The organism is Citrobacter sp. LJND-P06, assembly GCF_058188415.1.
Genome location: NZ_CP187317.1, coordinates 1,189,438 through 1,203,414, shown reverse-complemented (window position 1 = coordinate 1,203,414; position 13,977 = coordinate 1,189,438). Strand labels below are relative to the sequence as shown.

8 protein-coding genes are annotated in these 13,977 nt (G+C 55.3%); 1 reads left to right on the top strand and 7 read right to left on the bottom strand.

Going from position 1 to position 13,977, the window contains the following annotated elements:
* Nucleotides 1–23 precede the first annotated feature (23 nt).
* From rodZ to ACO7SM_RS05795, 5 genes are all read right to left on the bottom strand, one after another.
* Nucleotides 24–1,034, bottom strand: coding sequence for a cytoskeleton protein RodZ (gene rodZ / locus ACO7SM_RS05815; protein ID WP_490470058.1), 1,011 nt, complete (start codon nt 1,032–1,034; stop codon nt 24–26).
* A gap of 292 nt (nt 1,035–1,326) precedes the next feature.
* Entirely contained in the window at nt 1,327–2,493 is a 1,167-nt protein-coding gene (rlmN, locus tag ACO7SM_RS05810; RefSeq protein ID WP_490470057.1) for a dual-specificity RNA methyltransferase RlmN, read from the bottom strand.
* Between the two features lie 168 nt (nt 2,494–2,661).
* Nucleotides 2,662–3,093 (bottom strand): nucleoside-diphosphate kinase, encoded by a 432-nt coding sequence (gene ndk / locus ACO7SM_RS05805; RefSeq protein ID WP_162379108.1) that lies wholly within the window; start codon nt 3,091–3,093, stop codon nt 2,662–2,664.
* Between the two features lie 166 nt (nt 3,094–3,259).
* The gene (gene pbpC / locus ACO7SM_RS05800) at nt 3,260–5,572 is read right to left on the bottom strand and encodes a peptidoglycan glycosyltransferase PbpC (protein ID WP_490470056.1); all 2,313 of its coding nucleotides are present in this window, start codon (nt 5,570–5,572) and stop codon (nt 3,260–3,262) included.
* Entirely contained in the window at nt 5,573–10,525 is a 4,953-nt protein-coding gene (locus ACO7SM_RS05795) for an alpha-2-macroglobulin family protein (protein WP_490470055.1), read from the bottom strand. It lies immediately after the preceding gene.
* Between the two features lie 209 nt (nt 10,526–10,734).
* Between ACO7SM_RS05795 and sseA the strand changes: the two genes are divergently transcribed.
* On the top strand, nt 10,735–11,577 hold the full coding sequence (gene sseA / locus ACO7SM_RS05790; RefSeq protein WP_490470054.1) for a 3-mercaptopyruvate sulfurtransferase: 843 nt from the start codon (nt 10,735–10,737) through the stop codon (nt 11,575–11,577).
* Nucleotides 11,578–11,666: 89 nt separating this feature from the next.
* On the opposite strand, the gene sseB is transcribed toward sseA, so the two are convergent.
* Together sseB and pepB are read right to left on the bottom strand one after the other, a co-directional pair.
* Nucleotides 11,667–12,443 (bottom strand): enhanced serine sensitivity protein SseB, encoded by a 777-nt coding sequence (gene sseB, locus ACO7SM_RS05785; protein ID WP_192613072.1) that lies wholly within the window; start codon nt 12,441–12,443, stop codon nt 11,667–11,669.
* Nucleotides 12,444–12,550: 107 nt separating this feature from the next.
* Nucleotides 12,551–13,834: an aminopeptidase PepB gene (gene pepB, locus ACO7SM_RS05780; protein WP_490470053.1), complete on the bottom strand. Its 1,284-nt coding sequence runs from the start codon at nt 13,832–13,834 to the stop codon at nt 12,551–12,553.
* Nucleotides 13,835–13,977: the final 143 nt, after the last annotated feature.

Below are 13,977 nucleotides of genomic sequence, written 5' to 3'. Positions count from 1 at the left end.
AAATCTCCCGCATTGCCCGTCTGTTACTGAGCCGGTGATTGTTCGGCATTAACGGTCAGACGTGCAACCTGGTTAGTTCTGATAAAACGGCTAAGATCGACAGGCTTTCCTTGATACTGGATCTGTACCGCAGCCGGAGCGCCAATTTTAAGCTTGTAAGGCGCCTGGCCCGTTAAGTTTAAATTGCCATCTTTACGCTGCATACCGCTAAACAACTTTTTGCCTGTTGCGTCAGTCACTTCTAACCAGCAATCGGCAGTGAAGTTCATGACCAGCGCATTGGGATCAGCCGCAGGCGTCGTTACGCCAGCCTGGTCAGCTGGCAATGGCGCGCCCGGGGCGGCTGGAGCCACAGCAGGAGCCGTCGTTGCGGTATCAACGTTAGCCTGAGAAGGCGCAACAACCGCATTCTGTTGTGCATCTGCCGTCGGCGCAACGGATGTCGCTTCCGCCGTCTGCGGTGCAGTTGTCGCTGCCGTATTCGCGGCGTCCGCAGGCGCTTGAGCGTTATTCTGGCTGGTTGTCGCGCTGGTATCCAGCGATACGCTCTGCGAGCTTTCGTTACTGGCGTTCAGTTCAGCAGTAGATTGATCGGCCATCGTGGTGATCTCTTCCTGCTGCGCCTTGTGATTTTGCCACCACCAGGCGCCCGTCAGGCCAACAACCACAAACAGAATCAGCCAGGTGAAAGTCATCAACCAGCCATCGCGTTTTTTACGACGCTTGCCGAGAGAAAAACTTTGCATCGGGGCCACTTTGCCCGGTCGAATCGGCGCCTGCTTTTCCAGCCCTGGCAGCAGTTCTTCTTCAGGAATATGCACCAGACGTGCGTAAGAACGGATATACCCGCGCAGGAACGTTGAAGCGAGATCGGCTGGCGCCTTATCGTCTTCAATGTCGCGTACCGTGGAAACCTTCAGGCAAAGTCGCTCTGCGACTGCCTGCTGGCTGAGTCCGAGTTGTTCACGGGCATTGCGCAGACGAACGCCGGTGGTTTGTGCTTCATTTTGGTCGTGCGTGGCTTCAGTATTCATTCGCTACAGCTGCAGGTACGTGTAAATAAGGGTTCAGGTGCCGGCGAGCCACAATGCCCACCCGCACCGCGAAACATCAGGTCAGTTAACCTTAGTTGGACAGTATAAGACTGCCAGGTCACTCATGACAAAACAGCTAAAGCCTAAGGCTAACCTATTGTTGCACCGCTACATACTGCCCTAAAGTCAACAAAAACGCACCGTTATTATTGACCATAGAAAGATAGCGATAACCGCAAAATAGCTTACCTTAGTGCTGCGGTAGATTAATTATACCGCAGCGTAACTAACATCAAACCGCTTTAATGTCGATTGCCTCACCCTGCATACGCTTACGCAAGGTGCGTTTAGTACGGTCAATCACGTCACCCGCCAACTGGCCGCAGGCTGCATCGATATCATCACCGCGGGTTTTACGCACGATAGTGGTGAAGCCGTAGCCCATCAACACTTTGGAGAAACGGTCAATCCGGCTGTTTGAACTGCGTCCATACGGTGCGCCCGGGAACGGGTTCCACGGAATCAGGTTAATCTTACACGGCGTATCTTTCAGCAATTCTGCCAGTTGATGCGCATGTTCGGTGCCGTCGTTAACATGATCGAGCATGACATACTCAATCGTGACGCGCCCCTGGTTCGCATTGGATTTCTCCAGATAGCGACGAACCGAGTTCAGGAACGTTTCGATATTGTACTTTTTGTTGATAGGAACGATTTCATCACGAATTTCATCGTTCGGCGCGTGCAGGGAAATCGCCAGCGCGACGTCAATCATATCACCCAGTTTGTCCAGCGCGGGGACAACACCGGAGGTGGACAGGGTAACGCGGCGCTTTGATAAACCGAATCCGAAATCATCCAGCATGATTTCCATGGCAGGAACGACGTTGGTCAGGTTGAGTAATGGCTCGCCCATCCCCATCATCACCACATTGGTGATAGGACGTTGCCCAGTGACTTTCGCGGCACCGACGATCTTCGCCGCACGCCACACCTGGCCGATAATTTCCGACACGCGCAGGTTACGGTTAAAGCCCTGCTGCGCAGTTGAGCAGAATTTACACTCCAGCGCACACCCTACCTGTGAAGAGACGCACAGGGTAGCGCGATCGTCTTCCGGGATGTAGACCGTTTCGACACGCTGATCGCCAACCGCGATCGCCCATTTGATGGTGCCGTCAGTTGAACGCTGTTCTTCAACCACTTCTGGCGCACGGATTTCCGCCACTTCTTTCAGCTTACCACGCAATACCTTGTTGATATCGGTCATATCATCAAAGTCATCGCTGCAGTAGTGGTACATCCACTTCATCACCTGGTCGGCGCGGAAGGGCTTTTCACCTAATTCTTTAAAAAACTCGCGCATCTGCTGGCGGTTGAGATCCAACAGATTAATTTTACCCTCTTTATTAGGGACTACTGGGGTGATGCTTTCAGACGTGACAATTTGTTCAGACATAATCGATTCCGGCCTCGTTATTACACGTTATGGCCCCTGGAGGGTTGAAAAAAGAAACGCCCCGGTGAGCGGTGCTCGTCCGGGGGCGCTGCATTGTACAAATTCTATCGCAAGGATGCCACGCTTGCGCGAGACATTAGCGAAAATAATGTGTAAAGGCGTGCTCGATTAGCGAGTACGCGGGCACACTTCGCCTTCGCCAAAGAAATAGGCGATTTCACGTGCGGCAGACTCGGCGGAATCAGAACCGTGGGTGCCGTTTTCGGTGAAGCTGTCAGCGTAGTCAGCGCGCAGGGTTCCCGCCAGCGCGTTAGCCGGGTTGGTTGCGCCCAGCAGGTCGCGATGGCGCTGAACGGCGTTTTCGCTTTCCAGTACGGAAACAACGATCGGGCCTGAGGTCATGAACTCGACCAGACCGTCGAAGAAAGGTTTACCGTCATGCTCTGCATAGAATCCGCGCGCCTGTTCAACGGTCAGGTGCAGCATTTTAGTACCGACAATTTTAAACCCTGCTGCTTCAAAGCGCGCAAAGATGTTGCCAATAACGTTTTTTGCCACCGCGTTTGGTTTGATGATGGAAAAAGTACGTTCAATAGCCATGATTACCTCTGAATATGTTCTGTTGTTGTCTACCCGTTAGGGTTTATGTACGACCTGGCGCGGATTATAATGACCCTACAGCCAGTTGACCATTGACGAAGGTAACATTTTTTTAAAATAAATCTAACGTTAGCAACAATTCACCGCAATCTGGTCTACTGACCGACTACTGCAAGGTAAATCTCACTGTCGCCACCTGCCCCGCATCATCCATTACCAGAAGCTGATACTCACCTTTTTCCGCCACGCGTAACGTGATATTCCGCCCGCGCTCTTGCAGCCGTTCACCATTCAAAAACCACCAACGCGCTTCTGTTCCCCCCCGGATTTGGATCGGTAAAGAGGCTTCTGGCGTTCCGGGTAAGCGCCTCAGAACCGCACCGTCGAGAACCCCGGTCAACTGGAGGGGTAAAAGCGCCCCCTGCCCCAACGGAGGACAGGTGGTTGAAACCGGAGGAAGCCGCGATGCGCGGCGTTCGGAAGCAGGAAGCCAGGGTTCAAGCGGTAACGGCCATACAATCAGCGTTTGCTCGCGCGCCTGCGGACAATCAGCCGCGACACGTTTTCCCGAGTCATCCAGCCAGACCGGGAAATGGATGCCGTTAAGCCCTTCCTGTTCAGGGAGTAACAACGTGGGCGGCTGGCTGCCCTCCAGTAGCCAGGTGGCCAGTCGGCGGCGGCAGTTCGGCTCGGTGGCGGGAAGTGATTGTCCCCCAGGCCAACAAATCACGCCCTGACTGACCGATGGCGGGCGCGGATCTTCAGGCTGAACGGTCGTCCGCGCTTGCAAAATATTGTTCACCTGATTCAGCAGCGGGACGGCGCTTGCGAACCCAAACTGTCCCACAACGGGCGTGCCGTCCGGCCTGCCCGTCCACACCCCAATGATATAACGCGCATTAATGCCGATGGCCCAGGCATCGCGATAGCCATAGCTGGTACCGGTTTTCCATGCCAGCGGCGCAATCCTCGGCAGCGAATTATCCGGTAAAGGCTGCGCCTCATCGGCCATAATTCGCCGGATAATCCACGCCGCGCCAGGCGACATCAGCGGGCGTTCTTGTAACGGGTCGTCAGGCTGAAGCCGCAAAGCACCGGCTTTGCCATGACGCGCAAAAGCGCTCCAGGCTGCGGCCATCTCATCCAGTTTCGCCCCTGCGCCCCCCAGAATCAGTGAAAGATTGGGAGCCGCCCCGGCGGGTAAATACAGCGGCAAACCCGCATTGCGAAGTTTGGCGGCAAAACGTTTTGGCCCATACGCTTCCAGCACTTGTACCGCAGGTAAATTCAGCGAACGCACCAACGCCTCGCTCATGCTGACCGGCCCATGAAAACCACTGTCAAAATTCCCTGGGCGATAATCACCGGTACGCCGCGGGACGTCCTGTAATAATGACGCCGGATGGATCAGCCCGTCATCCAGCGCCAGACCGTAAACAAAGGGTTTGAGCAACGATCCCGGCGATCGGATAGCATTGACCATATTGATATGACCAAAACGACTGTCGTCGTTCATGTCCACCGATCCTACCCAGCCGCGCACACGCATATCCGTGTGATCAACAACGATCATCGCCAGTGAACTGCGGGCGGGGAGCCTGCTTTTCCAGGACGCGGCAAGCTCCTCCAGTTGATACTGTAATCCCGCATCCAGCGTAGTGACGATTTTGTCGTTTTTACTTTTCCCGAGCATCATGCGTGAGAAGAGCGGCGCCAGTTGCGGCATTTTCCGGGGCGACAGCCAGACCGGTTCTTCACGGGATTCCTGCACAATTTTTGCCGACCAGATGCCCTGGGTCGCCATCCGTTCCAGCACTTTATTTCGCGCCGCTTGTGCGCGCTCTGGCCAGCGATCGGGGCGCAAACGACTGGGAGCCTGCGGCAACACGGCCAGCAATGCCGCTTCTGAGTAGCTTAATTGCGTCGGAGGTTTGCCGAGATAAGCCCAGCTTGCTGCGCCAATGCCTTGCAGCGTTCCTCCAAAAGGGGCGCGGTTAAGATACAACGTCAAAATTTCGCGTTTGGAGAGATGCCATTCAAGCTGAAGCGCGCGCCAAAGCTGGCGAAATTTGCCGCCGAATGTGCGCGGATGAGGGTCAAGCAATCTTGCGACCTGCATGGTGAGCGTACTGCCGCCAGACACCACGCGCCCGGAGGAGAGATCCTGCCAGGCGGCGCGTAATACTGAAAACGGGTTTACCCCCGGATGCTTCCAGAACCAGCGATCTTCATAATTGATGAGCGCCTCCAGATAGCGGGGCGACACCTCTTCGAGAGTCACCGGATAGCGCCAGATGCCGTCCGCATCGGCAAAACGCCAAAGCGGTACGCCGTCATGCGCCACCACTACCCGGGCAGGATTCACCTCTCTGAGCGGTAGCGGCCAGATTTTATCTGCCCCCCAGACCAAAAAGAGAATGATAAAAGGTGCGACGACCAGCACTGCCCAGCCGCCGCGTTTTCCTCGAAAACCCATCATTTACGGTGTAACAATCATGAGCCCTTCGGTTGTCCCGGTCGCCCGCCACTGCGGAACATACATTGATTCCACCTGCGGAACCGGCACCTGATACGTTCCCGGCGTCACCGCCCGCGCCAGGTAGACCAGCGTCACGGGTTGTCCTTCATTGACCGCAACGGCGGCAACAAAGCGGTCGTCTCTGAATTCCAGATGCTGGATGTCCGCCTGCTGCATCTGACTCAACAGATTCTGCACCGCGTTACCGCTGTCCTGCAGGCTGGCGCTGCCGTTCGCCAGATTCTGGTTTTCCAGTTCAAGCCCGGCAGGTAATAGATCCACGACCAGGGCATCGGGTACATTCTGGCTGGCTTTCACCGTCAACGAAACCAGCACCAGTTCGCCGCTGCGCAGTGAGGAAAGCGATTTTTGCTGCCCGTCGGTTCCCAGAATTTGACGTTCAATTTGCAGAACCTGACTGGTCGACGCAGGGGCGGAATCCGGATAGCCGCTACTGTCCAGACGCAGCCACAGCGGTTGATTGCCACTGTTGGTGACGGCAAGGGAAGCTAACTGGTCAGCATCAAGATTACGCGTTTGCGCGTTCGTGCCCGCAAGCGGCTGCTCTGAAAGGGAAGTCTGTGCCTGCCAGTTCCCCGGCAAATCCTGCAAGGTTCGTGCGGCAAGGAACAGGGCATTACTTTCCTGAGTAGAAAGCCAGCGCTGGCCGAATGCCTGCTCAGACAAGGTGTTCAGCAAGGTGTTTTGCACATCCGGTTTGAGCTTATTCTCCTCCAGCAGCGACAACATCAGCGCGTTATCGCGCAGCGAACTGCCGTAATCCGCCATCCACTGCTGCGTATCACGCCGCGGTGTATTGAGAGCCAGCGTCAACGCTTGTTCACTGCGAGTGGCATCGCCCATGTTTTTCAGCGCAATACCCAGTTGCAGCAAAGGCAAACCTGATGCAGCCTGAGCATGGCGTTCCCAGATCTCACGCAGTGCGCCCAACGGCGCTTTTTGCTGGCGTGCCAGTACCAGCGCAGCATATGCCTGAACAGCAAATTTACTGGCCGGTGTATCGTCGCTGTAGCGAATCGACATCATGCCCGGATCCTGCAGATAACGAAGCAGGCGTTCATTACCCCGGTTAACCGCCTCCGTTGGCACGCTGTACCCTTGTTCGCCAGCACGCACGAGGAAGTCCATCGCATAAGCTGTCAGCCAATACTCTTCCGGACCGTTTTTATCCCACAGTGCAAAACCGCCGTTATCGCGCTGCATCTGCAACAGACGAGAAATACCGATATCGACCGCCGCACGACGTTTTTCATCACTATCGCCCGTAATATCCAGCGCCTTCAACTGCGCCGCATTGGTATAAAGTGAAGGGAACAGGCCGCTGGCGGTCTGCTCAAGACACCCATACGGATAGGCTTTCAATTCACGAATATAACGCGCCAGATTCAGCGGCGGTTTGCCGCTCAGCAGCAATTGCCCTTGTAGCGTAACCGGGGAGAAATTCTCCAGATTCTGCGCAGGCGCATGCCAGGTTTCGCCGGGTTGCAAAGTGACGCCACTGTTTACCGTCTGGGCAGGCCAGGCAGGACGTACCCCAATCTTCCACTGTTTATTCTGCACGGCAATGGTTTCACCTGGCAGATTGACTCCGTCGATCGTTGCCTGCAATTCGCCATCGCCAAAGCCCTCAAGCGCACGAACGGGAATGAACAATGTTATCCTTACGCCCGGCGCCAGATTGGCGGGTTCAGGCTGTTGGCCCACCAGTTCGAGTAATCCGCTGGCGGTCAGCGCAATATTAAGCGTTTGCGGTTTGTCAGTCAGATTCGTGACGTCCAGCGTCAGACGTGAAGTATCGCCAGCAGCCATAAAGCGCGGGGTGTTCAGTTCCGCAATGACCGGTGCCGCAACGACCACTTTGCTTTCACTGCTGCCGAAATCTCCGGCAGTCCACGCCTGCGCCATCACCCGCAGTTCACCATTAAAATCACCGATCGGCAGGGTCACCGTGCCTTCACCCTGTTCATTGAGCGCGACGGGCAGTGCCTGCTGCGCCACAATGTTCACATGGTTGACCGGCGGTTTACCGCCGCGTTTGAGTGCATCGCCATCCCCACCGAAGCGCAGCGCCGCCAGACGCCCCTGACCTTCAATCACCTGACCGTAAATATCATAGATATCTGCGCCATAGCGTTTTTGCCCGAAGAATGCCTGCCATGGATCCGGCGTCACGTAGTCCGTAATATTCAGCACCCCGCTATCAACGGCAGACACCAGCACATTGATCTGTTTTGGCGTTTCGCCCTGTTTGACGCTGGCTTTCACTTTCACGGTCAGCGGCTGATTGGGTCGCATCTTTTCCGGTGTGTCCATGCTCAGATCCAGACGGCGGGTTTCATCCCCTAACGGCAGATGTAATAACCCGACAGCGCGTTTCGGCGTGGCTGAGCGTGATTTATCGCCAGGGCGCACCACCAGCGCACTCAGGTATATATCGTGGCGATTCCAGGTTTTATCGACCGGAATCGCAAGTTCAAGCCCCCCAGCAGGGACATCAATTTCTTTCCACCACAACGGACCGTCACTCGATTCCACCATCGCATACCCTTTACCCGCAACAGGGGCATCGATATGTAATTTGAGGGTGTCGCCAGGTCGATAGGTCGGTTTATCCAGTTTCAGCGTGACACGATCCGGACGGGCAGCGCCGCTGCCATCGCTGTTATCCTGCCAGCTATATCCGGCCCAGAATCTCACGCTACTGACCACGTCGTTTGGCGCTTTCACTTCCAGACGATAGGAACCCCAGTCAACGGGGAAGCTGACTTTACCGGTTTCATCCGCGTTAAGATCGAGAGACTGTTCCCCTTCTACCAGATCTTTTTGATCAAACTGTGATTCCCAGCCTTCGCTTTCTGACCAGTTCCAGTAGTAATCACGCCGCTCGCGAATCAAACGCACCTGTAATCCTGAGACCGCTTTTTTTACGCCTTGCGCATCGGCGTAGACAATGTCAAAAGCCGCATTGCTACCTTCATCTACAATCGGTTGATTCACCGTGGTGTCCGTACGGTAGTCATACACGGCTTTCGCGGCGAATTGCGGGCGAATGCCAGGCAATGTCTGTGCCGGCCAGATAGCCTGTTCGACACGACGCGTCACCGGGCGTCCCCCCGACTCCAGCAAGCTTGCCTGCAGGATCACCTGCAATGGCGAGTGCGCCTCTTGCCACTGGCTCGTCATCGTCACTTCGCCACGGCCTGTATCATTCAGCGTGAGCTGAACTTCATCGAGACTGCGGGAGAGATTCTCTTCAGCAATATTGCCAAACTGGAACCCCGGCAACGCCGGTACCGCGTCTCGCAGTGGGCGCAAAAACAGTTGCCCTTGTAACGCATTACCGTTTGCCGGTGCGCCATACAGGTAGTAGCCGACGACCGAGAATTTCACCTCATCGGCGGGGGCTATGGGTGTTTTTTGTGCTGTCAGGTTGAGCGCCATCCGCTCGGGCATAAAGTCTTCAACGTGGAAATCCCACATCCGCGACTGGTTATCGCCTGTGTTCGCGCGGATGTGCCACATGCCGGTCGCCGCGCCGCTGTCCAGCGGGTACGTAAAGCGATACAAACCGTTTTCTGGCTGGCTCACTATCGTACGCAGCACCTGACCATCCGGTTTCACTACTTCCAGTTTGACAGGTTGATCGGGCAACGCGTTGCCGTCGCTGTCACGCAGTAACCCATTGAGGATCACCGTTTCGCCAGGACGATAGAGATCGCGGGGACCAAACATAAAGAACTGTTTGCTGTAACCCGGGGCGCCCGCGATATTAAATTCAGCCAGATCCAGCGCGGGCAATTTCAAATCCAGTAGCGTGGTTTGCCCGTCTTTTCTCGCCAGCAATAACGCCGCGTTTTTGTCCATATCCAGTTGGACATGCCCCTGTGCATCGCTGTTCGCTTGCGCCAGCGTCTGCCCTTTATCATTGAGTAAAGTGACCTCAATACCCTGCTGTGCGGCACCGTTCCCCAGGCTTTGGGTAAAAACGTCGAGACGATTGTGATAACGGTGCGCAGAAACACCGATGTCGCTGAGCGTAAACAGCGTAGCGGCATTGCTGTAGTTATACTGGCCCGCCTGATTCATCACCGCCACATAGACCCCAGCCTGCTGTAATGGCTTAATCTCGCTTAACGGCAAGAGGAGTTTTTCGCGGGTATTACGGGCAGGATTCAGATCAAAGCGGCCGGTATAGACCAGATCCGCCATTTTTAGCAGATTGTCGGACTCCCAGTTAGACAGGGCGTTACGGTATTCCCACTGGCTGACGAACGCCGCCAGCGACTCAGGTTTTACACGAAAGAAATTAACATCCACATTGTTTACGTTGAGCGCCATTACCGGCAAGCCTTCCACCACTTTTCCCGGCAGCAACGAGCCGCGGCTGGCGAATCCCACACTCGGCTGAATATCCCGTGTGGTGATGGTCTTCTCATATTCGCTGCCAAACGTGGCTTTATTCAACGCTTTGACATCGCGTTCCACGGTAACGACCAGATCCCGATTTGGTTCAAGATGCCGTAAACGCAACTCTTTCAGATTTGGCGCAAGCTCCCAGGCACCATCAATCTTGCCGCTTTTTTTATCGACCACATGTACGGTACGGGAAAAATCTTGCTCAGGATCTAACGGGATCGAGAATGTGAGCACCAGCGTCGCCGCGCCATCGATCTGGACTTCCGAAGCATCCAGCAGCGTCAGCGCTTTCCCCTGGCTTTGCTGAGCCAGTTTCTGCAACTGCGCGGGATCCTTCCCCCCTGCTGCCTGTTGCGCAGGGGCGGCAGTTTTTGGCTGTGGCGCAGACGCGGTATTTTTTGCCGCTGTCGTAGTGTTGTCGTCGCATCCAGCCAGCGCCGCCAGCAGCATACAGGCTGCTACACGTAAGTGTTTCATTGTTCATCCCTGGCCACTCAGGCCCGTTAGCCACTGTTGATAAGATATTATGCGCGAGATTACCCGTTGTGTAAGTCAGTATCAGGGGTCTGAATTCTGATTTTTGGGTGAGAAATGTGGCACAACCTGATAAATCAGCCTCTTTTACTTGTTCCTTTACAGCAAACGGCCGACAATTTGCCAAAGAAACGGTAAAAATGGAGACGCCTATGACTACCCCCTGGTTTGTTACAGCCAACTGGCTTGCCGAACATATCGATGACCCGGAAATACAAATCATTGATGCCCGCATGGCGCCCCCTGGACAAGAAGACCGTGACGTTGCGGGCGAATACCGCTCAGGGCACATTCCCGGGGCTGTTTTTTTCGATATCGAAGCGCTCTCCGACCATACCTCGCCATTGCCGCACATGATGCCGCGCCCGGAAGCTTTCGCCGTCGCGATGCGCGAGCTGGGTGTCTTTCAGGATAAACATCTGGTGGTGTATGACGACGGCAATCTCTTCTCAGCGCCGCGAGCGTGGTGGATGCTCCGCACCTTCGGGGTGGACAATGTCTCCATTCTTGCCGGTGGCCTGGCAGGCTGGCAGCATGAAGATCTGCCGCAACAGGAAGGGGAAGCCGCATATTCTGAAGGGGAGTTTGACGCTAAATTCACCCCAGAATCCGTTGTACGTCTCACCGATGTCCTGCTGGCCAGCCACGAAAAAACCGCTCAGATTGTCGATGCCCGCCCGGCCGCACGATTCAATGCTGAAGTCGACGAACCGCGCCCGGGTCTGAGACGCGGGCATGTTCCCGGCGCGCTCAACGTGCCGTGGAGTGAACTGGTTCGTGATGGCGAGTTAAAAACGACTGACGAGCTGGATACGATTTTCTTCAGCCACGGGGTGAGTTTTGACAGACCGATCATCGCCAGTTGCGGTTCAGGTGTCACAGCAGCCGTTGTGGTTCTGGCGCTGACGACGCTCGGCGTGCAGAACGTGGCACTGTATGACGGTGCATGGAGTGAGTGGGGCGCTCGCGCCGATTTACCGGTAGAGCCTGCGTAATGTTTGCAATGCCGGATGGCGCTAAACGCTTATCCGGCCAACAGAATTGCACCTTACAGGCCTGATAAGCGCAGTGCTATCAGGCTTTTTTAGATTATCCGATTTTGTTTAAAATCGCGCAGGAACCCGCCCCAGCGGCGCTCGTAGAACGGCGCAATGTGCTCAGTAATAAAGTGGCTGATCCCTTTTTCACCTTTCACTACCTGGCAGATATCGATCGGTTCATCGCCCGGTAACGTGTCGGTCGCCACGCTGCCCGCCGCCTGAATAATCTCCTCAATATCACCATCCGCTTCAATACCAATCAGCAGGTTGGGTTGTGCCTCTGCGCTGTCTTTGATCGAACAGAGGAACGCTCTTTTTACCGGTTTAATGGTTTTAAACAGCGTCGTCAGCGAATCAATCATCTGCGCGGGCGGTTCTGCCACTTCAGAGAGAATTAACGACTCTCCTCCTTCCAGTACCTCCTGGGTACTCAGCGGATTGCCTTCTTCGCCGATCAAATGGCTGATTTCACGCGGCATAAACTCTTTGCCCGTCGGCAGTTTAGCGTTGAGAAAAAGCGTCTCGCCCAGCGTCATTTCAAACAGGGTACGCACCGGCATCACCACAAATGCCTGCTCCTCTTCCACCGCTTGCTGCAATGCTTCAAGCGAGGTGAAAAACGGGATTACCGTGGTGCCGTCTTCTTTTTCCCAGTGCTGCAGATCCAACGCACTGTCTTCAACAATAGCTTCACCTTCTGCGGCGGTGCCCGGAACCCAGACAGTAGACTCCAGTAAAGTACGGAAAAATGCCGGACGATGCGCGGGCTCAGTAGCCGCCTTCTCCAGCAGGGTTTCTAATTCGTTTTTTGTTTCAGACATAGAGATCACAAATTATATATGGATTGTAGGCCTGATAAGGCGCACTGCGTCGCCATCAGGCAAAATGCCGGGTGGCGCTTCGCTTACCCGGCCTACAAAAACACCTTTCAGGCAGTCAGTAGATTAGCAATCGTGCGGACACCCAGTCCTGTCGCCCCTGCTGACCACTGCTCCACAGGCGCCTTGCGGTAGGTTGCGGAGCAGTCGATATGCAGCCAACCTTGCTGGTAGTTTTCCACAAAATGCGAGAGGAACCCCGCCGCCGTACTCGCCCCTGCGGGGTACGCCGCACTGGCTGTATTGTTCAGTTCCGCAAAGTTTGACGGTAACTGGTTACGGTGGAACTCGGCCAGCGGCAAACGCCAGAACGGTTCGTTTTCTGCCGTCGCGCTCGCCAGCAGACGCCCCGCCAGTTGATCATCAAAGCTGAACAGTGCGTGATAATCATTACCCAGCGCCGTTTTCGCCGCACCCGTGAGCGTCGCGGCATCAATGATCAGCTCCGGTTTTTGCGCACAGGCATCGATCAGCCCGTCCGCCAGAACCAGACGCCCTTCTGCGTCAGTGTTCATGATTTCAACGTTTTTACCGTTGCGATAGCGAATAATGTCGCCCAGTTTGAACGCATTGCCGCTGATCAGGTTGTCGGCACAGCACAGGTAAAGCTTCACGCGTTTGTTAAGACCACGGGTGATAGCAAACGCCAGCGCGCCGGTCACCGTTGCCGCACCGCCCATATCGGACTTCATTGAGTCCATAAACGCGCTCTGCTTGATGCTGTAACCACCGGAATCAAACGTGATCCCTTTGCCGACCAGGCAGGCATACACCGGCGCTTCTTTGCTGCCCGTCGGATTGTAATCCAGCGCCAGCAAGACCGGCGGACGTTCGGAACCACGCCCCACCGTATGCAGCCCCATATAGTTCTGCTCGCGCAGATCTTCACCTTTCGTGATGCGATATGAGACGTGGTCGCACGCCACGCTGCACAGCAGATCCACCGCACGCTGCGCCAGTTGCTCCGGCCCGAGCTCTTCCGCTGGCGCGTTAATGGTATCGCGCACCCAGTCGATAATGGTCAGACGGCTCTTCAGTTCCTGACGTTGCGCGTCCTCCAGATCTGGCCATTCCACTTTACGGCTGCCTTTCGGCGCTTTGTAGCCCTGCCAGAATGCCCAGCAGCGATCCACGTCCCAGCCTTCTTCGGTCAGTTGAACATGTTTGATACCCAGGCCGTCGATTTTACGCGCCGCGCGCTGGATAACACCGAGGTCGTCTTTCCCATTGAGATGCAGGGTAATGCCTTCATTATTAATGCTGTATGTCGCTTTTTCTCCCCAGCGAGCGTCAGCAGGTTGCGTGGAAAGCGTAATTTTCATGGCTTCTGTCATTGTTATTTTCCTTATTAGCAAACGGGCCGCCTTATGGCAGCCCGACAGGAATTTTTTCGCTAAATGATTCGCGTTGCAGGAAGGCGGCAAGTGAGGGAATCCCCAGGAGCATAGATAACTATGTGACTGGGGTGAACGAATGC